This is a genomic window from Pelagicoccus sp. SDUM812002 (assembly GCF_031127835.1).
Lineage (GTDB): Bacteria > Verrucomicrobiota > Verrucomicrobiia > Opitutales > Opitutaceae > Pelagicoccus.
Genome location: NZ_JARXHX010000004.1, coordinates 262,029 through 284,505, shown reverse-complemented (window position 1 = coordinate 284,505; position 22,477 = coordinate 262,029). Strand labels below are relative to the sequence as shown.

Below are 22,477 nucleotides of genomic sequence, written 5' to 3'. Positions count from 1 at the left end.
CGCAGCCCTTTTTCTTAAGCCAGTGAGTTCCGTGGTTAAAAAGCAACTACAAGAAAAAACGCACCCAGTACGCTCCGACTACTTAATCGCTGCCGCGATCTGCGTGTCTACGAGTCTTTTCGCTTGCGGTTTATCGATCTACCAAGACGGAGCTCCGCTCGTAGCTCCACCCTGGCCTACCAACGCCATTCTTCTCGTGCTCGTTTCAGCCTGGCTTTTTTTCATCGGACTCAAAGGCCAACGCTTCGCGCCTACCCGACTCCTAGGTGGCCTGCCATTCGCACTCTGTGTCATCGCCCATTTCTTCCTTTGGGTGCTTGTCGCCGGGATACTACCTGCCAGCGATGGCTCGCAACTGCCCGAAATCGTGCGTCTGCTAGGACTCTCGCACCCGATAACGTCGATTCCATTTAACGCAGCCCTTATCCTCTTCCTGCTAAACCTCGGCCTCGCTACCGCGGGACGACTCACGAAACTCAAGAAGGCTCGCCTCAAATTCTACGTCAGCCATGGAGGCATGTGGCTGCTCATCGCTGCCGGCCTACTTTCATCCAGCGATCTCGAACGCTGGGAGCTCATAGTCTCCGAGGGCAACGCCACTGCACAAGTCAGTCGTGGTGACGGTTCCGAAACACGATACCTGCCATTCGGTGTCCTGCTCTCTGACTTCAGTATCGAATTTTTCACGACACAACTCACTCTCGTCGATATCGAGGAAAAGGTAATCATCTGGCAAAAAGGCGAACCCCTCATCGACCTCGAAACTGGAAACACTTCCTCGATCCGCGGCTGGGAGGTCGAAGTCTTGCGAAGCTTTCCCGGAGCCCTGCCACAGGGCGACGGCTACCAAGCTTCCGATTCTCCTTACGCACCCCCAGCTGTAAAACTGAGAGCCACTCACCTAGCATCTGGCAAGACACTCGAAGGATGGACGACCTGCGGAAACGACCAAGTCCCCACTCAAACAATTCTAGCCGAAGGCAGCGACTTCCGCTTCGCCATGGCCCTGCCCCGTCCCAAACGTTTCGCATCCGAGATCACCATCCTAAAAAGTGGCGATGAGCCCTACTCCGTCACCGTCGAAGTCAACAAGCCAATAAAAATCGACGGTTGGGAACTGAACCAACTTTCATACGACGAAACAGCTGGCAAAGCCTCCCGATGGTCGGTGTTGGAAGCTGTAAGAGATCCTTGGATACCCATCGTATATACCGGCATTGCACTCCTCGCATTCGGAGCGATCTTGCACCTGCTCGATCGAGTGATCGCTAAACGAGGTGAACACGGAGGGTCAAAGAAGTGAACCTCATCCAAACGTTTCCCTTCACCGCCGGCTTTGCTCTCGCAGCTTGGGCTCTCGGCCTTGCTACACTTCCCCGTAAACGCCTTCTCGGCACAGCCCTCCTCGCGATTGGTACCCTAACTCTTGGCGGCATTCTTGCCACCATTTGGATTTCCCTCGACCGTCCTCCCCTCCGAACCCTCGGAGAAACCCGCCTTTGGTACGCTTTCCTTCTCCCTATCGCAGCCGGCGTCGTCTGTATCCGCTGGAAAATGACATGGCCAATCTACTACGCCATTCCCTTGGCAGGTCTCTTTCTAGGCATCAATCTCGCCCATCCAGAATCGTGGGACCGCACGCTCATGCCCGCTTTGCGAAGCATACTATTCGTGCCACACGTCTTGGCCTACCTGCTGGCCTACGCCTTTCTATCAGCTGCCTTCGCCGCCAGTATCCGCGGCTGGCGAGCGCCGGCTGGCAGCGATAGGTGCGAGCAAGCCCTGGAGTTTGCCGACCGCTCCGTACAAATCGGCTTCGCATTCCTTACTCTTGGACTCTGCATCGGCGCCGTCTGGGCTAAGGGAGCTTGGGGACACTATTGGGCGTGGGACCCGAAGGAAACTTGGGCTCTCCTAACATGGCTAGGCTACCTTGGGTACCTACATTTTCGTTTGCAGCATCCAAACCAAGCCAAAGAAGCTTTTCTCTTCCTCGGAGCCGCTTGGATAGTGCTCCTGCTCTGCTGGTTTGGTCTCAATCTCATGCCCATCGCGGAGCAAAGTGTTCACACGTACACTCGTTAATATTCTGGCCGCAGAAAAGAATTAGTGCAGGAGTCACGCAAGCACTCGGCGTAGTTTTTCGTAGCGATACCAAAGATATCAAACTCACCTCTCGCATTCCGTGATAAAAGCATTCCTCACTATACTCGGCCTTCTCGGGCTGATCTTCGCAGCGATATTCTTGGTCAAGGCCAAGCAATTTGAAGCAGCGCCACCTATGGCGTTTCCTCCGGCGGTCATCACCACCGCGATCGCAAGCGAGCAAACTTGGGAGCAGACCGTCCGAGCGACCGGTTCGTTCCGGGCCTCTAAGGGCGTAATGGTCTCGGCCGAAGTCGCCGGATCAGTCGCCGAAATCCACTTCGAGTCGGGGCAAGAGGTGAACGCAGGTGACCTGCTCCTGACCCTCGACGACTCTACGGAACAGGCTCAGCTGCGATCCGCTGAAGCCTCCGCCAGTTTGGCCAATGTCAACCTCAAGCGTTCCAGCGAACTGCTCAACTCGCGAACCATATCCCAATCTGAGTTGGACCAGTCCGAAGCCACTGCGTCCCAAGCCAACGCTCAACTAGAGCAAATCAAGGCTGTCCTAGACAAGAAGCGCATCCATGCCCCTTTTTCGGGCACCCTCGGTATTCGATTGGTGGATATCGGCGAATATCTCAGCCCGGGCATCGCTATCGCTTCACTGCAGCAGCTCGACCCCATCTACATAGACTTCAACCTTCCACAAAAGCAGCTTCAGTCCGCCGCCAAGGACTATCCAGTAGAAGTCTCTATCGACTCCTACCCGGACACCACATTCCGTGGCACAGTCGAAGCGACAAATCCCGAGCTCGACACCGTCACCCGAACCTTCCGTGTCAGAGCGATCCTTCCTAACCCGGATCACAAGCTAAGGCCCGGCATGTTCGGCAGCGTGGAGGTCGTCCAGCCCGAGCCGCTGGAGATCGTTGCCATTCCTGCCACTGCCATCTACTATCAAGCCTACGGAAACTCAATTTTCGTTATCAAGGCTAGCGAGGACGGCTCCAGCAAAACGGTCGAGCAGCGCTTCGTCAAACTAGGCAAATCCAAGGGCGATTACGTATCCGTAATCGAAGGGCTGGAACCGGGCGAAGAAGTCGCCACCGCGGGCGTGTTCAAACTCTCAAACGGTCGCGCCGTTGTCGTCGACAACTCCAAGGCTATCGAGCCTTCCCTCAATCCAAAGCCTGACAACGCCTAGCCGGACTCGCTCCCATGAGCTATCATAAAAAAGCCTTCACGGATCTATTCGTCCGCCGGCCCGTCTTGGCGATTGTCGTCAACCTGGTCATCATCATCGCTGGCGGACAAGCCATCTATACCGCGACTCAAGGGGGCGAGGGATTCACCGTCCGCCAGTACCCGAAAAGCGAGAACGCGGTCGTTACCATCAGCACCCCCTACATTGGGGCCGACGCAGAACTGGTACGCGGATTTATTACAGCGCCGCTGGAACGCGCCATCGCAGCGGCCGACTCCATCGACTACTTGGAGTCCACCAGCCAACAAAGCTTCTCCACCATCTCGGCTCGCCTCAAACTCAATGCCGACGCCACCAAAGCGCTCGCGGAGATATCTTCGAAAGTCGACCAGGCCCGAGCCGATCTGCCACCTGAGGCAGAAGTCCCGGTCATCAATATCGAGACTGCCGATAGCGAACGGGCCTCCATGTACCTGAGTTTCCGCTCCGATTCGCTAGATCGAAACGAAGTCACCGACTACCTCGTACGCGTCGTCCAGCCAGCCCTCACTGCCGTAGAAGGCGTGCAACGGGCCGATATCCTAGGCGCCCGCACCTTTGCCATGCGCATCTGGCTCGACCCCGCTAAACTGGCCGCCTTCAACATTTCCGCGTCGGAAGTCCGTGCCTCTTTGTCCGCCAATAACACCTTGGCAGCCATCGGCCAAACCAAGGGCAACCAAATCCAGGTCAAGCTATCTACCAATACCGCCTTGGAATCCGCCGAAGGCTTCCGCCAGCTTGCGATCCGCCAAGAGGGTGCCACTATCGTAAGACTCGAGGACGTAGCTGAGGTCGAACTCGGCGCCGAGACCTACGACACTAACGTCCGCTTCGACGGCGAGGAAGCAGTTTTTATGGGCATTTGGTCCCTCCCCTCTGCCAACTCCCTCGACGTTATCGCCCGCATCCGTGCCGAGATGGCTAACCTCCGCGAGCGCTTTCCAAGCGGCTTCCAAGGCGAAATCGCATACGACGCCACCAAGTACATTGACAACGCCCTCAACGAAGTCGTCACCACGCTAGCTGAAACTCTCCTCGTGGTCGTCCTCGTCATCTTCCTCTTCCTCGGCTCCATCCGTTCGGTTCTGGTGCCGCTGATCGCCATCCCAGTTTCCCTGATCGGGGCCGTGTTCTTGATGCAACTTTTCGGCTTTTCGATTAACCTCATCACCTTGTTGGCCATCGTGCTTTCAGTGGGGCTGGTTGTGGACGATGCCATCGTGATCGTGGAAAATGTGGAACGTCACCTCCGTGAAGGGAGATCCCCGTTCGATGCGGCCCTCATCGGAGCTCGGGAGCTCATAGGCCCCATCATCGCCACCACACTGACCCTGGCGGCCGTTTACGCCCCGATCGCTTTCCAAGGTGGATTGACTGGTTCTCTTTTCCGAGAATTCACCGTCACGCTTGCCGGCGCCATCGTGATCTCCGCCTTCGTGGCCCTCACCCTTTCGCCGATGTTGGCTTCTAAGGTCCTAAATCCGAAAGCCGAGGACAAAGGCCTCACCGGTTTCATCAATCGTTTCTTCGATGGCCTGAAAGAAAAGTACCAAAAACTTGTAGAAGCCACATTACGCACACGCCCTGCTATCTACACAGGTTGGACCTTGGTGACTCTGGCCATTTTCCCACTCTTCATCCTCTCCTCGATGAATACCCAGCTAGCTCCCACCGAAGACCAAGGTATCGTCTTCGGCGTGGTTAGCACCGCCTCGAACTCGTCCATCGAAAACACCTCGCACTACACCGAACAAGCCCAGGAAGCTTTCGAATCGGTTCCCGAGTACGACTACTCTTTCCAGATCACCTTCCCGACCGGCGGATTCGGCGGTATGATTGCCAAGCCTTGGGACGAGCGTGAACGAGATATCTTCCAGATACGTCAGGAACTTATGCCAAAGCTGAGCTCCATTCCCGGCATTACCATTTTTCCGGTTCTACCAGCCGCCCTCCCAGGTGCCGGAAACTTTCCGGTTGAAATGGTGATCGCTTCCACAGCTGACACCAAACAAATCGCAGCCCTCGCCCAAGAAATCGCCGGAAAGGCTGCCAAGAGTGGTCTCTTCGCCTTCCCTCCCGAGCTAGACGTCAAGATCGACGAGCCACAGTCACGCATCGTTTTCGACCGCGACAAAGTTACCGCCCTCGGGCTCGACATGGCCACGGTAGGGCGCGACGTCGCAGCCAATATCGGAGGCAACTACATCAACCGTTACCCGATGGACGGACGCTCCTATAAGGTCATCTCCCAAGTCGAACGCGCCAGCCGACTGACCACCGACGACCTCAACGACATTCAGGTTCGCGGGGCAAACGGCCAGCTCGTCCCGCTCTCCAGCTTCGCGACCATCGTCGACTCCGTCGAGCCCCGCAACCTCAAGCGCTTCAACCAGCTCAATGCCGTCAAGATCACTGGCGTGCCAGCCGCGCCTCTCGACGCCGTGCTAAGCTTCTTGGAAAACGAGGCCCGCCAGATACTACCGCTCGACTACAACGTCGACTACGGCGGTGAATCACGTCAGCTGCGTAAGGAAGGTACAAACTTCCTACCCTCGCTCGGACTGGCATTGGTGCTCATATTCCTGGTCCTGGCGGCCCAATTCAATTCCTTCCGCGACCCGCTCATCATCCTGCTGGGATCCGTGCCGCTGGGCATGTTCGGAGCCTTGCTATTCACCGCTCTGCGAGCTCCGGGTGACCCCTGGACTCCCCACTGGAGCTGGGGTTGGACCACCTCTTGGAACATCTACTCCCAAGTTGGCGTCATCACCCTGCTAGGTTTGGTATCCAAAAACTCCATCCTCATCGTGGAATTCGCGAACTCCTTGCAACGCCAAGGCCGCAACAAGCTCCAAGCCGTATCGGAAGCATCGGCTGTCCGCCTACGCCCGATCCTCATGACCACCGCAGCGACCGTGTTCGGTCACATGATGCTTATCTTCGTGACGGGTGCCGGTGCAGCCGCTCGTAATTCGATAGGACTCGTTCTCGTCTGCGGGATGGCAATCGGAACGCTCTTCACGCTCTTCTTCGTTCCCTCGCTCTACGTACTGCTTGCCAAAGAACACCACGGAAAAGAAGATGCCATTCCAGATCCTAACGCCCAAGCGTAATTCCAGATCACATTTCACTGTTCACCACTTACTCTTTCCTCCCGTGTATCCAAAACTCAAACGCGTAACCGCTAGCCTCGCTGCCTTTTTGGCAACGCTAGCTCCCTTGCAAGCTCAAAAAACTCCCGAGGTTCCAGCCACACTCACGCTGCAAACCACCCTCGAGTTCGCTCTAGAGAACAACTTCGCCATCAAGCAGGCCATCGAAGCCATCAAAGAGCAGGAGGGACTCATTGTCGAAGTGAAGTCTCGAGCCCTGCCAACTGTTGGCCTCAACGCTTCCTATCGCCAGCTCGACGAGGGACTCAGCGAGTCTGATAGCTTCTTCCCAGCAACCACCGAGTCCTGGGGTATCACTCTCACCGCCCGCCAAGCCCTTTATGAAGGCGGAAGCATCCGAGCTGCCTTGGACGTGCAAGATCTCTTGCGAGAGTCTAGTCTTCTCGCTCTCGAATCGACCGTGCTCGACGCCTTGCTCGACGTGCGTACTCGCTACTATGCAGCCCTTCTAGCCCGTGACCAAATCGGCGTCGAAGAGCAAAACATCGAGCTGCTCGAAGAAACTCTCAACAACGCCACGCTCCGCCGCGACGCAGGAGATGTCTCTGATTTCGAGGTACTGCGGGCCGAAGTCGCGCTCGCGAATGCCCAGCCTGCCCTCATCCGTCGACGCGGTGCCTACCGAGTGGCTATCGAGCAGCTGCGCCAGAGCATGGGCTACCAAAACTACCGTCGCGATTCCCAAAATCTCGAACGCGTCCCAGAACTCACCGATGCCCTTGTCTACAATCCAATCGAATACGATTTGCAGGAAGGCCTAGATCTCGCGCTGGAAAGCCGCGCCGAACTCAAACAATTGGAGGCTATAGCAAAAGCTCGGGAGGCCGGACTCGAGATTGCGAAATCCGGACTCAGGCCTTCGCTCGATCTTGTCGGTACATACGGCAAGCAGCGCTCAAATTTCTCCTCCAGCTTCGACGACGGACCAGACGGCTGGACCATCGGAGTAGAGGCTAACTGGAATATCTGGGACGGACGCAAGACCCGTGGGCAGCGTATCCAAGCACGTTCCCAACTCGAGCAAGCACGCATCCAGCAACAATCCTACCGCCTCGGAATCGAGGTCGAAGTCCGACAAGCGATATCCGCGCTCCAAGAGGCGGACCAGCTCGCCCAAGCCGCTGTTAAGGTTGTTGCCCAGGCGGAGGAAGCCGTACGCATGGCGGATAGCCGTTTCGAGACAGGCTCCATCAGCCAGCTGGACGTTTTGGAAGCTCGTGTCGCCCTAACCGAGGCCCGTACCAACGCCCTAGCTGCAAATTATCAGCACCTCGTAGCGGTGGCCCAGTACCGCCGCGCCCTCGGCCGGGAGTCAATCTCCCGCGAGTCCTGGCCCAGTGCCGAGTAGTCTGGAGGGGAGGCAGACACGCAGTCTGCTGCAACTCTTCTTGATCGGGGGTAAAAGAGCAAAGAACCTCAGCGAGAATTCAAAACCTTCGCTAAATGTTTGCCCATTTGGGACGATCCCTGTTTAGAGTAGACTCAACAGGCACCACGACTCTTGCTGCCATTCCCCACATGAATACCAGCGTAATCCAAATCTCTGTTAAAGGCGTCATGCCCACCGTTAACGGCTGTGCCGTGTTCTTGGGCAATGAAGACAAGGTATTCGTCATCTACGTAGACCATAGCGTGGGCAATGCCATCTCAATGGCTCTGAACGGAGTCAAAAAAGAGCGCCCCCTCACCCACGACTTGATCTCCTCCATGCTGATCGGTCTTGAGGCAAAGATCACCCGCATCGTGATCAACGATGTCGAGGAGAGCACCTTCTTCGCCCGCATCTTCATCGAGATGAGCAATGAAGTGGATACCAAGATCATCGAGCTCGACGCGCGGCCCAGCGACTCTATCGTACTTTCACTGCAAAACAATGTGCCGATATACGTGGCAGAAAAAGTCTTCAACTCCACCGAAGACATGTCCTCCATCCTCGAGCGCGTGCTCAAGCAGCAAAACGAGGAGTCGAACGACTAGTAGCGACCTCGACGCATCGCTTTGATCAAAGCATAGGTTAGAAAGAAAAGATCAGTTGTGTTTCAATGTGGAATCCTATCCGATGGACCACCTATGAAAACGATGACCTGCCATCAATTGGGCGGAGCCTGCGACGAAACCTTCCGTGCCGAAACTTTCGAGGAGCTTACAGAGCTTAGTAAAGCCCACGGGATGGACATGTTCCAGAAACAAGATCCAGCTCACCTCGAAGCAATGAACAAGATGATGCAGCTAATGCAGAATCCGGAAGAGATGAATAAGTGGATGGACGAGCGGCGAAAGGATTTCGAGGCTCAACCTGACGACGTTTAGTCAGCTCGCAATTGGGCTTAGAAGTAAGTTGCGAGATCCTACCGTCGCGCCTGCATCTTCGCCAGCTGTGTCCGCAACTGTTTCAAGCGCTGATGGGTCGCCGGCGCTATTTCAATGGCAGAGCCATCCAATTTAACACCCACGAAAATAGCGAATAGCTTGTTGCTAAGAGAGGCGGGAAGGATGATAAGCGAGTTCACATCGCCTCGCTCGTGTATCCATTCAGGGATTACTTTTGAAATTTTCCCAGCTTTAGCATCTTGGATTAAGATGTCCTCTCTACGACCGAGACAGATGGAAAAAATATCTTTGTTATCGGAAGAAACAAGGGGTCGGTTTTTTATCCGATCATAGAGCAAGCCGTTGCCGTGACGCGCAGAAAACCTGACGCTCCTACTGTTCTCTTGGTCCTCTAAAAAGGTCATGCAGCAATCAAGCTCCAGCTCCGCTGCGATCGCCAAGTTTAGGCTTCCGTAGAGTGTCTTGACTTGTTCGTCGTCCAGAGGTTCCTCGCTCTCGAGCATACCCTCTAGAATCTCGTTCAAGTCACGTTCTGGTTCAGTATTTGGTTTTCCAATACCAATTTCTACGCCTTTCTTTGAGGACTGAGCGACAGTGCGAACAGAGCGACCGTCGATGCGAGCTCTCAAGGCGCGATTGGCGGGAGAGTTCTTAATCCCGATCACTTCGTTGAGTTGGCTCATGCTAGAGTCCACCTCCTCGAGTCCCGCAAGTACCATATCAACGTCGATTGGAATGCTATCGCCAAACATCTGGACCAGAGCATTCAGCTCTTTCTTGAAGGCCTCCGGATTCAAGGTCTCGTCGAAAGAAAGCTCGCAAACCTTTACGCAAAACTCAGCGGCAATAAGGATCTCCTCGGAATCAGTTTGAGCGGACCGGGCGAGCTTTTCTTTGGAGACGCTCTGCAGCGACTCCATTATGATGTCGGGCAAGTTCGTGCTCAACAAAAGCGTGTGACCCAGGTCCAGCGGCGTCATGCCAAAAATATCGCAGTAGGCGCTATCGTCACCTCCTTGGCGGGCGAGATCCCGAGCTTCGGTGTATTCGTCTACGAAGAAAGTCGACATCAGAAGCTTGCCGTAATTTCTCAGCGAACCGCTCACAAAAGCGATATCCGGGTCCGCACTGAACCGCTCTGAGCTGGAAACAAGATTTTGAGCAAGCAATCCGCTGCAAACAGATAGCGACGCCATTTCGCGCTGCGTATCGCTGTCCATACCTTTGCCCGCGTTTTGCGCGAGCATGACGGTAAGCGTTAGATTCCGGATGCGATCGAATCCTACCGTGTGGATAGCTTCAGTTATGGTCCCGATTTCGATACCGTTGGGATTGTAGCCAAAAGTGTTCGCCGCACTGATAACCTTTTCAGTCACGCTTGGATCTCTTTCAATTATCTCTGACAAATCTTGGATCGAAACCGTTGCGATCTGTCCGGAGAGCTTTCGCACCGTTTGCACGATCTCCGGCATTGCCCCAGTCTTTCCGCCTTCCAAAGCCTCGTTGAGGCGGCGCAATGTCTTCCGAGCAAGTGGGTTCAGGGTATCTGGTATGGGAGCTGCCACAGAGATTGAAGTTGAAGATGCCGTTACTATGAACGGTGGACATGGATCTGAGTACCTATCGGCAAAATAACCTACTAAGTTTAGAGCTGAGACACAATTAGGCCTAGGGTAAATCAGACCTACTTTTATTTACACCCCAATGCCTAATCCTCTGGGCTCGTATACGGTCCGCCTTACCGTAAGGTGCCGCTATAAGAACTTGTATGGACGAAAACGAATCCCAGCTGAATAATCTCTCCGTCGCTCACTACGCGGTCGGAGCACTCACCGTGGTCTTCGCTTGCATGCCTCTCTTCTATATGGCCATTGGCTTGTTCATGGTTTTCGGTGAAGAGAGTTTCCTCCCGGATACAGAGCAAGTACCGCCTGAATTTATTGGATGGTTCTTCTTTGGGATGGGATTGATCTTCTTTCTGCTTGGCCAAGCGACAGCCGGTTGCGTGATCGCGTCTGGCCGCTATCTCAAACAAAGAAAGAACTACACCTTCAGCTTCGTCGTAGCTTGTTTTAGTTGCGCGATATTTCCTTTCGGAACTATCCTTGGCGTATTCACAATTATAGTACTATCTCGTGACGCTGTGAAACGCATCTACGGCAGACTGTGAGCTAAACTAACGACTGGAGCTGGAGGCAAAACAGCGTGAAAGCCGTTCAGGCTTTCCAAGCTCGGGTACCGCCCATGGGGCGGGTCTCGAAGATCTTCGGATCGATTCCGAATTCAGCCCGATAACGTTGCTCGATCAAGCTCGTGAGCGAACCGACAGAATCGCGACGGACCAAAGCAATCGCTGATCCACCAAATCCGCCCCCTGTCATACGACAACCCGCAACCCCCTCTTGCGATTGGGCTAGTTCGGAAATGAAGTCCAACTCCGGACAGCTGACGCGGTAGTCATCGCGCAGAGAGACGTGGCTCGCGTTGAGCAGTTTACCGGCCCGATAATAGTCGCGAAGACCAAGCGCTTCCACCGTCTCTTGCGTCCGAGCGATCTCGGTCACCGCATGGCGGACATAGCGTCGCATGTCTTCGGTGAGCTTCGCATTCTCGAGGACTTCCTCCACATTCGCAGGTTCGATCTCCCGCAACGTTCCTACTCCTAAAATGCGAGCAGCCGCATGGCAACCATCGCGCCGCACCGCGTATCCCCCATCCGAAAGCTCGTGGCTAACACAGGAATTGATGATCAAAAGTCCCCAGTCAGGATCGTCAAAGGGCGCATGCTGGAAGCTGTCATCTACGCAATCGAGCATCAGCAACTTACCTTCTTCGCAGAGAATGACCGCTGCCTGATCCATCAAACCGCAAGGCACCCCCGCAAAATCATGCTCTGCCTTCTGGCAAAGCTTGGCCAACTCCAAGCTGTCCATCTCCGCTCCGATCAGTGTGAGGATGACTTTCCCAAACACCGCCTCTAAAGCGGCGCTACTGCTCAAGCCTCCTCCGACAGGTACCGTCGAAATCACAGCGGCTTCGAATCCGGGCACCTCAAAGCCAGCTGCCTTCAAGCCTGTAATCACACCTTTGACATAGTTGCCCCAGCTCTTGCCTTCAGGCGCCAAGTCTTCGTTCACAGAAAATTCCACTACCTCGCCCGGAGCCTGAGCGGAAACCAAGCGCACCAAATGATCATCGCGGCGGCGTATCGCAACGTTCACCCAGCGATCGATGGCGGCGGGAAGCACGAGACCTCCGTTGTAGTCGATGTGCTCGCCGATCACGTTGACCCGTCCTGGAGCCACGCCGAAAACCTCAGGGAGTCCAAATCCGGATTCCGCAAAGAGGTCTCCGACTTCTTCTAGCATTGCTTGATTCTGAGAAGGGAGGGTTTCGGTGCTCATATTAAAAGATTCAATCAGGTACGGATCGGCATGCTACCAACTATTTTTAACTTGAACAACGATTCCGTCGGTCAATCTTTGTAGAAATCAGGTCAAGCATCAAATGCCCGACAAGAACATAGCCATCCTCGTAGAAACCTCGCTCAACTCGGGCCGGCAAATCGTACGCGGCATTTCGCGGTTCGCTCGCGAGAGGAACGACTGGACGATCTACTACCACACTGGACCGCTCGGCGCCATGGCCCCCGCTTCATTGGACAATTGGCAGGGAGACGGCATCATCGCTCGAATCGCCAACTCCGACATACACGAAAGAGTGAAAGCCTGTGGAGTTCCTGTCGTTGACGTGCTGGGAAACGTTGCCAACACCGAATACCCAGTCGTCAAGTGCGACGAAGCCGCTATATCCGCCCTCGTCGGAAACCACTTCAAGGATCACGGATTTCGCAATATGGCATTTTTCGGCTTAAGCGACGAACAATGGTCGCTTACTCGCCGCCTAGAGCTGTCCGCCTTTTGCCGTGAAAATTTGCAATCCGAGATTTCCTGCTTCGAGGTCGGACACGACGAACGGAGCTCCCAGGTTTGGGCAGCCTACATCAACCGCATCCAGACCTGGATCAAATCCTTGCCGAAACCGGTAGGCATCATGATCGCGAGCGACCAGTTCGGACCGGACGTGCTCGCCGCCTGCCAATCTTCCGGTCTGAGCGTACCCGATCAAGTGAGTCTCGTCGGCGTCGACAACGACCTCCCTTTCTGCGAGATTTGCCAACCTCAGCTCAGTAGCGTGGAGCCCAACCACGAACTGGTAGGCTACGAAGCAGCTCGCACGCTTCACTGCATTCTCCAAAACGAGTCTGACATTCCAGAAAGCACGCAAGTTTCACCGCACATCCTTCACGTGCGACAGTCTAGCGACGCGACCGCCTTGGAGGATAACGCCCTAGTAAAAGCCCTCCGGTTCATTCGTAGCAACGCTTGCGATCCGATCAGCGTCGACGATATCGCTCGCGCCGCCGGTGTGTCACGGAGCGTGCTACAACGTCGATTCCGCAGCTCACTCAACAAGACCGTCCTCGAATCGATCCTGACAGTGCGGGTCAATCGAGCAAAAGAGATGCTATCAACCACCAGCTTGCCCTTGTCCGACCTCGCCGAACGTTGCGGATTCCGCCATCAAGAATACCTCGGCTTTGTATTCAAAAAACGAATAGGCTGCACCCCAGGCCAATATCGAAGCCAACACACTCGACCTCGCTAAATCCAATTTCGCCTCGCCTGCGTACCGGCAAGCGTCCCCTCCTTTTCCCCTTCACGAAGTTCCTCGTCCTATTCCTCCTTGGAAGCCTAGGCAGCAGTTTAGGCTTGCCCGAAACCGATTACAAAGAGCTCGCGAAACGGCTCTTCAAGTAGCCAGACGTATCGGAAGTACGCACTACGCCAGGTAACAACGGACTAAGCTACCAATCCGCAGAGAACGGCAAAAGACGACTTGAGCTTATCGACCTCGAGACGGGGCATGTTTACGACGCCAACGTCGAGGGTAATCCCGACGTCTATGGCTACCATTGGATCGATAGGGAAACGATACTGTTCCTTGTACAAAAGCTAGGGTAGCCCATAGGGGCCTAAACCGCGAGTTTCAAGCTAACCAGCGTGAAGCAATCGACCTTCTCCCGCGTGTACGACACACTTCCCGACCGAGCAAATACCTGAATTGCCAAGGACGATGACTACGACGAGAAGTTCAACGATCTCTACCAGATCAACGCCTACACCGGCTCCCGGAAACGAGTCGAGAAAAACGACGGCAGCATTCTCGCCTGGTTCACCGATAAGGATGGGGTCACCCGGATCCGCTACACGATAGACGAGAACGAACGAAACCAAAATGCCTATCGCTCAGGTCCGGATGGAGATTGGAAGCCCATCGATATAAACGGACACCCCGTCGGCGTCCTCTTCCACGGGGACACAGATGAGTTCATCATTTTCATTCGTCGAGACGGTTACGACCGTTTCGCCGCTTATACTTTCAACGGTGCTGCCAATAGCTACGTCGACACCGTTCTGGAGCACGAGGACTACGACATCCTCTACAACATGTTCGTCGTCGATCCGGAAACAGAAGAATCGCTCGGTTTCCAATACGACCTCGAAAAACCCGAGATGCACTGGTTTGAACCCGAGCTCGCCACCATTTCGGAGCGTATCAACAAGCTGCACCCACGCACAACCAACGAAATCCTAGGATACGACGCCGAGAGGATATCCGTTATCTGTAAGCAGTACAGTGACATCGTACCGGACCGTTGGATACGTCACTACATAGAAACACATTTAGAGAATACGCCGCTTCGATCGCACCCCGATATCGACTCAGCCCAAAACGCGAATACCCAACCCATCACCAATTCGCGCAAGCACTTTCCAGCTTGGGACGTCACTAGGGCGTGTGCTACTATTTGAAGCTATTCATCGCCTTGGGGCTTGGGGTCGCCGCCTTCCCCTTTTCCGCATCAGCAGCGTTTACACTGACAGCAGAACCCGGAGCATTGCCAGCGTCAGTTACTGTTAGCTTATCCCGACACGACATCGACCAGCGCTCGACCATCCGCATTACCACCGCCACCACTGAGGCTGATGGTTCCTTTCGGTTCGAGAGTGACGAAGAGGCCGGAATTTTTGTTCTCAAGTTGGAAGACACCAGCGACTTTACTCTCGCGATAGCTGAAAACGAGAAGATCAAACTCAGCCTGAGCGAAGGATCCCTGAGTACTATCGGCTCTCCGGGTACTAAGATCCTGCAAGCTTACGAGACCTTTCGAAAGGAATCGCTCGCACGCTTGGTGTATCCAACTCGCACCGACATAAAAGACGCCAAAGCTCGAAATGCCACAGACGATGAAATCGTGCAGCTCACTCAAGCAGAGGTAGACGCCTACCAAGCTCATCTAGAAGAATTGAACGATTTCGTAATCGCAGAAGCCGGCGACACCATGGCTCTATATGGCAGCTCCCTCCGCTTGAGCGGCGACTACCGCTTGGACGAATTGGCGGAACAAGTGAAATCGTTCTCCGCACGTCATGGAGACATCGGAGCGACGCGAAGCCTCCAAAGGCGTATCAAAACCGCTCGCGATGTTGCTCTAGGAAACACCGCCCCTGAACTTGAAGGTAACAACTTGAAGGGGGAAACAGTAAGACTTAGCGACTTTAGAGGGCGCTACATCCTCGTCGATTTTTGGGCAAGCTGGTGTCCACCGTGCAGACTTGAAAACCAACATTACGCGAAGCTCGTCGACCGCATTGACGCCAGCAGTTTCGATATTTTCGCTGTAAACCTCGACACCAGCAAAAGAGTCTGGAGCCAATCTGTCTCGCGGGATCGGGCTGATTGGATTCACATTTCAGACCTCGAAGGCTGGACCTCCCCACTAGCCGCGACCTACGGAGTAGGCGCCCTTCCAGCCAGCTTCCTAATAGACCCCCAAGGCCGTATCGTCGCCAAAAACCTGCGTGGCGAAGCCCTCGACGCGAAGCTCCAAGAGCTTGGCTTGCTCACTGAGGAATAGAAAATTCCCTCACAACGAATCGTGTTGAGAACGAGTTCACCGGGTCCTTCCATCTACTTAGCTCGTAAAGCGGATCGGCTCACTTTCGGGGACTAATCAGTTCCATGTTGGATTCACCCGATGTATAGCGGTGAAAGGTAACCGACCCTTCCGGCCAATCGACTTTTACTTCACGAGGCGGGTCGTCTTGGGGAAAACCAAAGAACAGCGAGGGCGTTGATTGACTCAAGTATCCACTTCCAGCATACACTTCAGCTGTCTGCACGGCGCCGCTCTCTAGCGACACCGTCACCCGCGCGCCTGCACCCGTCGGATTGCCTTTCTCTCCCTGAAGTCGCACGCTTACAAACCTTCGTCCCTCTGCCGGCAGATTTAGAAATGCCATCGTCGGCGCGCTCGGTCGCGAAACCACGAAATCTGGCCAAGCGTCGAGATTGAAATCCTTGATTACTAGTCCACGCGCCTCTCCACCGACGACGAGTCCGCTCTCTTGCGGGTCCACCGTTGCGAATTCTCCCTGTCCATTCCCCAGCATGAGTTGACTGATCCCTCCGGAAAACCTTCCGATCTCCGGGTGCGCCGCATGCGAGTTTTGCACAGCGTAGAGATCGGCGTGCCCATCGCCGTCGAAATCGCCGGCAACCAAGCCAAAAATAGGAGCGATTTGGGCGACGCGAGGCAGTGGTTTGAAATTGAACCGGTGCGCTTCTCCCTCAACAGAACTCAAGAACACGCCGCTGCGCATTTCCGTTACCTCTAGGCGGCGGGCAGCTGCGAGCAGCTCCGCGCCGAAAATCTCCTTCGCCGTCGCTCGCGAGTAAGCCTGATAGCTAGGCACGTGCTGTCGCAACGACGGCAAGGCTGCGAGGAGCGAGTCGCGCGCTCGAATCGGCATCAAGAACCCCTCTACCGTTTCGCACTCGATCAACTGAGCACGCCCCGTCGGGTCGAAGACACCGGAGAAAAGCACCACCGGCTCCTCGGGCGTGGCTCGATATCTTGTATTCAGCCCTTGGTTACCTACCGCGTAGTCGACGATTCCGTCCGCGTTGAAATCGGCAGCGGCGATTGAATTCCACCAGCCGGAACCTGCAGCGGCGAAACCGAGTTCCTCCCCGGATTCGGCAAAACGCTTTCCTTCCTGGTTCAGCCAACAGCGTACACCATCCCAATGCGTCGCAATCAACAAATCTAACCAGCCGTCCTGATTAACGTCGCTCCACAAGGCCGCTTGCGCCCGGCCGACTTCGGAGAGTCCCGGAGCGATGGAGTCCGTAATGTCCTCGAAACGGCCACCGATATTTCGCCAAATCGCGCTACGTGGCGTCGCTCCGTAGTCGCCGGGCACCACTCTGCCGCCGATGAAGACATCAAGCCGACCGTCTCGGTCGAAGTCTGCGGCAACGGCCGGTCCTGCGCTTTCAGAAAAATCCGGCAACGCGCCCGTCGGCACTTCCGTAAACGAACCGTTTCCGCTCCCCAGCAAAAGTCGCGGCTGGTAGGCACCATCAGACGCGGGCCTGTTGACCCCGCCTTTCACGATGAGCAGATCAATGTGTTCATCGCCGTTTACTTCAACTATCAGCAGCGAGGCGTCCGGTGCCTCCGCGGCAACCTTCAAAGCTGAGCTGGTCGAAGCGACGTGCTTGATTCCCGACTGCAACAGCGAACGGCGTTCTTGGCCGGAGACACCACCGACAATCACATCGTCCAGCCCATTTCCATCCAAGTCGCCAACTGCGAGGCTTGGACCAAGCGTGTGCTGACGTACTGGAAGCAGCGGCTGCTTCGAAAACTCGTTCACTGGCTTTTCGGGCATGACAACCGACATTGCGGCTTGATCAGAGATGTTCTGAAACAGAGGGGACGGCCGTGGTGCCGCCCCTCCCGGTTCGACAGAGGATTCGGTGATCGTGTAGCGACAGTCTGCTACGAGCGCCTCGAGTACTTGAACCCGCCCGCTTGGCCAGTAAATCGTCATTCGGTCGATCTTATCAACCGTTCCGAGGCCGAAGTGAGCAACCGGTTCGCTTGTCGAAAGATATCCTCGGGCAGAGCTTATCGTTCTCACCTGCGTGCCAGCGGCCGTCTCGATTTGCAGACGCGCCCCGATTCCGAACCGATTGGATTCCACTCCTCGAAGCTCAACCAGCACACGGTGCGTATTGAAGGAATCATTACGACACACAGTCGGCACTCCATCGTAATTGGAGAAAACCAAATCCAAGTCGCCATCGCCATCGAGGTCGCCGAAGCTCGTGCCGAAACTGATGCCGGCGTGATCCAATCCCCAGCGAGCGCCGACACTCTGAAACTGCAGGTCCCCGCCATTGCGAAAGGCCAGGTTCTTTTCGCGCAATTCTGGAGCCGTCCGTACCAGTTGCTTACGTTTCGCGACATTCAACTTGTTAACGCGGGCTAAGAAGTCTGCATCCATAAAGTCGCGGAACATGCCATTGGTGACGTGCAAATCGACACGACCGTCTTCGTCCAGATCCTCGAATCGAACCGACCAAGTCCAGTCAGTGGCGGAGATTCCCGCTAGGATTGCAGCCTCTTGGAGGCGAGAGGTACCCGTGTTGAGATAAAGCACGTTGCGCATATACTGAGCTGCTGCATGGGATGGAACGTCAGCTGCGGTTTTCGCCTGCATATTAAGCATGCCGCTAACGTACTGTTCCCGAGAGGCAGGCAACATGTCGGACACAAGCAGGTCGAGCTTCCCATCGTTGTTCACGTCCCCCACGTCCATCCCCATCGCGAAGTACGGAAAGTAAGGCGCCACCAAATCGACGACGTCCGTAAAGCCGGATCCACGACGGTTAAAATAGAGTTGATCGGGTGTCGCGAAATCGTTGCCGACGTAAAGATCCTGCCAGCCATCCTGATCCGGGTCCCACCATATGGAAGCATGGCCTTGGCTCGCTCCAATGATCCCGGCGGCATCTGTCACCTCCTCGAACGTTCCGTCCCCGCGATTCCGAAAGAGACGATCACTTTGCCCGTGTGGGGCAACTTTAATGTCGAGTAGATTTGTTTGGAGGTAGACATCAAGCCAGCCATCACGGTCGTAGTCGCCGAAGGCTGCCATGACACTGGCATCTACAATCCCTAAACCCGCCGGTTCAGCAGCTTCCACAAAGATACCATCGCCCTGATTGACGTACAACAAATTGGCTGCGTACGTGCGACAAACGTAGAGATCGAGGTCTCCATCATTGTCGATATCCGCGAATGCCGCGCCTAGCTGCCACTCGGCCTTAGCCTCGGAAAGTCCAGCGGCTTCTGTCACATCCTCGAATCGCCAGTCGCCGAGGTTCCGGTAGAGTCGGCCTCCCTCAGTCTTTCCCGCGAAAAAGATATCCGGTCGCCCGTCGGCATCAAAATCCCCGATCGCAACCCCTGTGCCAATCGAGCCGAAAGCGAACGCCTCGTAGCGCTGGTCCCACATTCGAGGATCATCGTAGCTGTTGCGAACATCGATCCCAGTTTGCCCAGGCGGCAGCGTAGCGAACAAAGTGCCCTCCCCGTCTGGCTTGCGTACGGGCAAAGAGCACTGCTCGACACCTGGGGTTGCTGCATCAGCAACCGAGACGAAGCTGGAGAAAAGAGCGAGGGCCAACAGGGCAAAACGTTCGTTTCGAGACATAGGTGGTAACAAGTTTAGTTGGTCAAAATCAAAAGGTTGCATGGCATTGCGTTGCAATGGAAGAAACTAACGGCACGAGACGCGGAACGAACCACTGCCCTTAGAATGAGCTTCCACAGGCATAAGTCTTTCCTTTTCAAGACAGGGGTATTCAGTTGGTCTCAAACCCTGTGAATTCTTCTAGAAAAGCCCCCAACGCTCACCAGCAGCCTACCCCTAGCGCACTCCGTTGGGCATGGAGTTTCGGGATCGCGCTATTGCTGGCGCTGGCCAGCGGGTGTCGACCACCGGCGCCCGATTCATCAGGAGCCTCCCAAGCGGCAGAGAGTGTCGATCCGGTGAACCTCCTGCAGGCTGCGCCGGTTGGCCAACCTCTAAGCGGCCGGCCATGGATCACCCACCTCAACGTCTCGGATCTCGATCAGGACGGCCAACCGGAAGTCCTTTTTTGCGATGCAAAGGAAAACTCGATTGGTTGGCTGCGGCAGTCGGAACAGGGATGGACCGAATCAACGCTGGCGACCGGTATATCCGGACCCGTGCATGTCGAACCCTCGGACATCGACCAGGACGGAGATCTAGATTTGCTGGTCGCTAGTATGGGTCAGATTTTTCCCAATAACGACAAGATCGGAACCGTGCTCATTCTCGAAAACGCTGGAGCCTCACATTTTACGAAACATGTCATCATCGACCAAATCGCCCGGGTGACGGATGTCCGCGCCGGGGACTTCGATAAGGATGGACTCATCGACCTGGCGGTTGGTCAGTTCGGCTACGAACAAGGCGAAATCCGCTGGATGCGCAACCGAGGCGAGTGGCGCTTCGAGAGCCATACCCTCCTTCACGCGGCGGGCACGATCAATGTTTGCGTAGCAGATCTCAACGGAGACAGCCACTTGGACATTGCGGCGCTCGTCTCCCAGCAGTGGGAAGAGATTTACCTGTTCGAAGGAGATGGCGCCGGGAACTTCGAGAAGAAGGTTATCTTTGGTTCCACCAACGAAGATTTCGGAAGTAGCGGCATCGCTCTCTACGATTTAAATCGAGACGGGCGACTCGACATCCTCTACAGCAATGGCGATGGCTTCGACTATGCACGCCCCGGGCCTCGTCCCTGGCATGGAGTACAGTGGTTAGAAAACCGGGGTAACGGATTCTTCGCCTACCAGCGGATCGGCGATTTCGCTGGAGCGCATAGTCCGGTCGGCGTCGATCTGGATCAGGACGGAGATATCGACGTCGTGGCTGTCAGCGCGTTCAACGAGTGGGATCGTCCGCATTCAGCCTCTATGATGCTTTTCGAAAACGACGGCCAAATGAATTTCACATCACGCGTACTCGCTCGAACACCGACTCACCTGCTTACCTGCGTAGCGGTGTATTTAGAAGATGGTGACACTCCGACCTTGTTTACAGGAGGTTTCCACGCTTACCCGCCATGGGACCGCATGAGCCGGCTTTTAGCCTGGCGAGAAGAGCTAACACAATGATACGGAGCAGAATGCAGTTACGAATTATCGCCGGAGCGCTGTTTGCGGCAGCCCTGCTAGCCAGCGGTTTTTGGGTCTGGCGGGCAACAGAGATGCGGGCTACCGTCGTAGCGAACCTGCCCGAGCGTCCCGTTTTGGAGGGGTTCGCGCCAGAACTTGGACGTCGCCTAGACGCGGCAGCAGCACGCGGCCGAAGTGTCTGGAGCGCTCGTGGAGGATTGTCCGAACTCGCCCGCTTGTATCACGCAAACGGATTCCTAACCCAGGCAAGCGCCTGCGAAGATACACTCATCGAGATCGAACCAGAGAACCCGCACTGGACCTATCTTCGAGGGCATATCGCAGGCGGCTACGGCGATCTCAAAACCGCACTGCCATTACTCAAAAAAACGGTTCAATTGGCCCCTGATTATTTGCCCGCGCGAGTGAGACTCGGAGATACTCTACTGAAGAGCAACGAGGAGGTAGAAGCGGCATCTGCCTATCGCGAAGCATTGGAGCTCGTTCCAAATAATGGATACGCGGCGATCGGACTGAGCCGGACCGAATTGAATGCTGGAAATACGCAAGCAGCTAAAAAGCGTCTGCTCCAACTCGTTCAGCGACAACCAACATTCGCTCCCGCGTGGGGATTGTTGATCAGCATCGAGGAACGACTCGGCAACAAGACAGCGGTAGAGGAATACAAGCTTCTGGCTAAAGGGGCAGGACTCCAGCGGGAGATGCCCGATCCGTGGATCGACGACTTGATGGAAGAATGCTACGATCCGTATCGATTGTCAGTGGCAGCCTCAGCCGCAGATCCCAACGACAACCACGCTCGCGCCCGGCAACTGCTCGAACGTGCCGTGACGATCGCTCCGAACGACGACCTTCCTATTCGCTTGCTGGGAAATCTCATGTCGGACCTCGGGAAGTTGCAGTCCGCGCGCAACTATCTCGAACGGGCCGCCGCAATAGCCCCTGAAGAGCCGGATAATTGGAGCTATCTCGTCAGGGTACTCAAAGCAATCGGCGATATGCCCGCAGCGAACCGCGCGCTCGATGCCGGATTGGCGAAGTGTCCCGAGGCTCCTGTGCTGCATCTTGAGAGAGGCCGTCGACATGCAGCGGCTGGACAATTCGACGCGGCAGCCAGGGCCTTCGTTTACGCTCGAGAAAACCTGCCGGAAGATTCGACCGCGTCGATGGAACTCGCGGTCGTCTACTTCAAGCAGGAGCGACTCGAAGAAGGTGTCGAAGAATTACACAAAGTGGTGAATACGGATCCAAACCACCCTGTCGCAGTCATCCTTCTGGCGCGCTACGCGATCAGCAATGGTAACGCTTCAGACGCCGCGAGTTGGATCGAACGAGCGCGCAAGCAACCGCAAATAGCTCCTCGCGACTTGGCGCAAGTGATCGAAGAGTATCGAGCGCGATTCGACCGATTACCCTGAGCCAGGTTCTCTCAAACGGTGCCGACGACTGCATTAGCGGGCTCAAAGCCTTGCGGAGGCATTGAGCGTTCTGGAG

17 protein-coding genes are annotated in these 22,477 nt (G+C 55.4%); 13 read left to right on the top strand and 4 right to left on the bottom strand.

Annotated features, from left to right (window positions below; all coding sequences use genetic code 11):
- The first annotated feature begins 22 nt into the window (after positions 1–22).
- The 7 genes from QEH53_RS08775 (at position 23) to QEH53_RS08745 (ending at position 8,817) form a co-directional block, all read left to right on the top strand.
- A complete protein-coding gene (locus QEH53_RS08775) occupies positions 23–1,303 on the top strand; it encodes a cytochrome c biogenesis protein ResB (protein ID WP_309022797.1) in 1,281 nt (426 codons plus the stop codon).
- The gene (gene ccsA / locus QEH53_RS08770; RefSeq protein WP_309022796.1) at positions 1,300–2,085 is read left to right on the top strand and encodes a cytochrome c biogenesis protein CcsA; all 786 of its coding nucleotides are present in this window, start codon (positions 1,300–1,302) and stop codon (positions 2,083–2,085) included. Before QEH53_RS08775 ends, ccsA begins: the two co-directional genes overlap by 4 nt.
- Positions 2,086–2,185: 100 nt before the next feature.
- Positions 2,186–3,292, top strand: coding sequence for an efflux RND transporter periplasmic adaptor subunit (locus QEH53_RS08765; protein WP_309022795.1), 1,107 nt, complete (start codon positions 2,186–2,188; stop codon positions 3,290–3,292).
- A 14-nt stretch (positions 3,293–3,306) separates the two neighbouring features.
- Positions 3,307–6,447 (top strand): efflux RND transporter permease subunit, encoded by a 3,141-nt coding sequence (locus QEH53_RS08760; protein WP_309022794.1) that lies wholly within the window; start codon positions 3,307–3,309, stop codon positions 6,445–6,447.
- Positions 6,448–6,490: 43 nt separating this feature from the next.
- A complete protein-coding gene (locus tag QEH53_RS08755) occupies positions 6,491–7,855 on the top strand; it encodes a TolC family protein (protein WP_309022793.1) in 1,365 nt (454 codons plus the stop codon).
- A gap of 170 nt (positions 7,856–8,025) precedes the next feature.
- Positions 8,026–8,484: a bifunctional nuclease family protein gene (locus QEH53_RS08750; protein ID WP_309022792.1), complete on the top strand. Its 459-nt coding sequence runs from the start codon at positions 8,026–8,028 to the stop codon at positions 8,482–8,484.
- A gap of 93 nt (positions 8,485–8,577) precedes the next feature.
- Positions 8,578–8,817, top strand: a complete 240-nt coding sequence (locus QEH53_RS08745) for a hypothetical protein (RefSeq protein WP_309022791.1) — start codon at positions 8,578–8,580, stop codon at positions 8,815–8,817.
- A gap of 38 nt (positions 8,818–8,855) precedes the next feature.
- Here the strand turns inward: QEH53_RS08745 and QEH53_RS08740 are convergent, their stop codons facing one another.
- Complete coding sequence (locus QEH53_RS08740) at positions 8,856–10,403, bottom strand: HDOD domain-containing protein (protein WP_309022790.1); 1,548 nt, start codon at positions 10,401–10,403, stop codon at positions 8,856–8,858.
- A 203-nt stretch (positions 10,404–10,606) separates the two neighbouring features.
- On the opposite strand from QEH53_RS08740, the gene QEH53_RS08735 reads away from it, so the two are divergent.
- Positions 10,607–11,008 (top strand): hypothetical protein, encoded by a 402-nt coding sequence (locus tag QEH53_RS08735; RefSeq protein WP_309022789.1) that lies wholly within the window; start codon positions 10,607–10,609, stop codon positions 11,006–11,008.
- Between the two features lie 46 nt (positions 11,009–11,054).
- On the opposite strand, the gene galK is transcribed toward QEH53_RS08735, so the two are convergent.
- On the bottom strand, positions 11,055–12,242 hold the full coding sequence (galK, locus tag QEH53_RS08730; RefSeq protein ID WP_309022788.1) for a galactokinase: 1,188 nt from the start codon (positions 12,240–12,242) through the stop codon (positions 11,055–11,057).
- Between the two features lie 103 nt (positions 12,243–12,345).
- On the opposite strand from galK, the gene QEH53_RS08725 reads away from it, so the two are divergent.
- On the top strand, positions 12,346–13,506 hold the full coding sequence (locus QEH53_RS08725) for a XylR family transcriptional regulator (RefSeq protein ID WP_309022787.1): 1,161 nt from the start codon (positions 12,346–12,348) through the stop codon (positions 13,504–13,506).
- A gap of 386 nt (positions 13,507–13,892) precedes the next feature.
- On the opposite strand, the gene QEH53_RS08720 is transcribed toward QEH53_RS08725, so the two are convergent.
- A complete protein-coding gene (locus tag QEH53_RS08720) occupies positions 13,893–14,135 on the bottom strand; it encodes a hypothetical protein (protein WP_309022786.1) in 243 nt (80 codons plus the stop codon).
- 213 nt (positions 14,136–14,348) lie between these two features.
- Between QEH53_RS08720 and QEH53_RS08715 the strand changes: the two genes are divergently transcribed.
- Both QEH53_RS08715 and QEH53_RS08710 read left to right on the top strand, forming a co-directional pair.
- Complete coding sequence (locus QEH53_RS08715; RefSeq protein ID WP_309022785.1) at positions 14,349–14,714, top strand: hypothetical protein; 366 nt, start codon at positions 14,349–14,351, stop codon at positions 14,712–14,714.
- Positions 14,711–15,820 (top strand): TlpA disulfide reductase family protein, encoded by a 1,110-nt coding sequence (locus tag QEH53_RS08710; protein ID WP_309022784.1) that lies wholly within the window; start codon positions 14,711–14,713, stop codon positions 15,818–15,820. The genes QEH53_RS08715 and QEH53_RS08710 overlap by 4 nt, the downstream gene beginning before the upstream one ends.
- A 79-nt stretch (positions 15,821–15,899) precedes the next feature.
- Here the strand turns inward: QEH53_RS08710 and QEH53_RS08705 are convergent, their stop codons facing one another.
- A complete protein-coding gene (locus QEH53_RS08705) occupies positions 15,900–19,469 on the bottom strand; it encodes an FG-GAP-like repeat-containing protein (protein WP_309022783.1) in 3,570 nt (1,189 codons plus the stop codon).
- 170 nt (positions 19,470–19,639) lie between these two features.
- Between QEH53_RS08705 and QEH53_RS08700 the strand changes: the two genes are divergently transcribed.
- A complete protein-coding gene (locus QEH53_RS08700; RefSeq protein ID WP_309022782.1) occupies positions 19,640–20,962 on the top strand; it encodes a VCBS repeat-containing protein in 1,323 nt (440 codons plus the stop codon).
- On the top strand, positions 20,959–22,401 hold the full coding sequence (locus QEH53_RS08695; RefSeq protein WP_309022781.1) for a tetratricopeptide repeat protein: 1,443 nt from the start codon (positions 20,959–20,961) through the stop codon (positions 22,399–22,401). Before QEH53_RS08700 ends, QEH53_RS08695 begins: the two co-directional genes overlap by 4 nt.
- The last annotated feature ends 76 nt before the right edge of the window (positions 22,402–22,477 follow it).

Excerpts from the sequence above, each read along its gene's own strand:
- QEH53_RS08760 (WP_309022794.1), top strand. The coding sequence starts at position 3,307 with ATGAGCTATCATAAAAAAGCCTTCACGGATCTATTCGTCCGCCGGCCC.
- QEH53_RS08750 (WP_309022792.1), top strand. The coding sequence starts at position 8,026 with ATGAATACCAGCGTAATCCAAATCTCTGTTAAAGGCGTCATGCCCACC.
- QEH53_RS08745 (WP_309022791.1), top strand. The coding sequence starts at position 8,578 with ATGAAAACGATGACCTGCCATCAATTGGGCGGAGCCTGCGACGAAACC.
- QEH53_RS08735 (WP_309022789.1), top strand. The coding sequence starts at position 10,607 with ATGGACGAAAACGAATCCCAGCTGAATAATCTCTCCGTCGCTCACTAC.
- galK (WP_309022788.1), bottom strand. The coding sequence starts at position 12,242 with ATGAGCACCGAAACCCTCCCTTCTCAGAATCAAGCAATGCTAGAAGAA.
- QEH53_RS08725 (WP_309022787.1), top strand. The coding sequence starts at position 12,346 with ATGCCCGACAAGAACATAGCCATCCTCGTAGAAACCTCGCTCAACTCG.
- QEH53_RS08715 (WP_309022785.1), top strand. The coding sequence starts at position 14,349 with ATGTTCGTCGTCGATCCGGAAACAGAAGAATCGCTCGGTTTCCAATAC.
- QEH53_RS08705 (WP_309022783.1), bottom strand. The coding sequence starts at position 19,469 with ATGTCTCGAAACGAACGTTTTGCCCTGTTGGCCCTCGCTCTTTTCTCC.
- QEH53_RS08695 (WP_309022781.1), top strand. The coding sequence starts at position 20,959 with ATGATACGGAGCAGAATGCAGTTACGAATTATCGCCGGAGCGCTGTTT.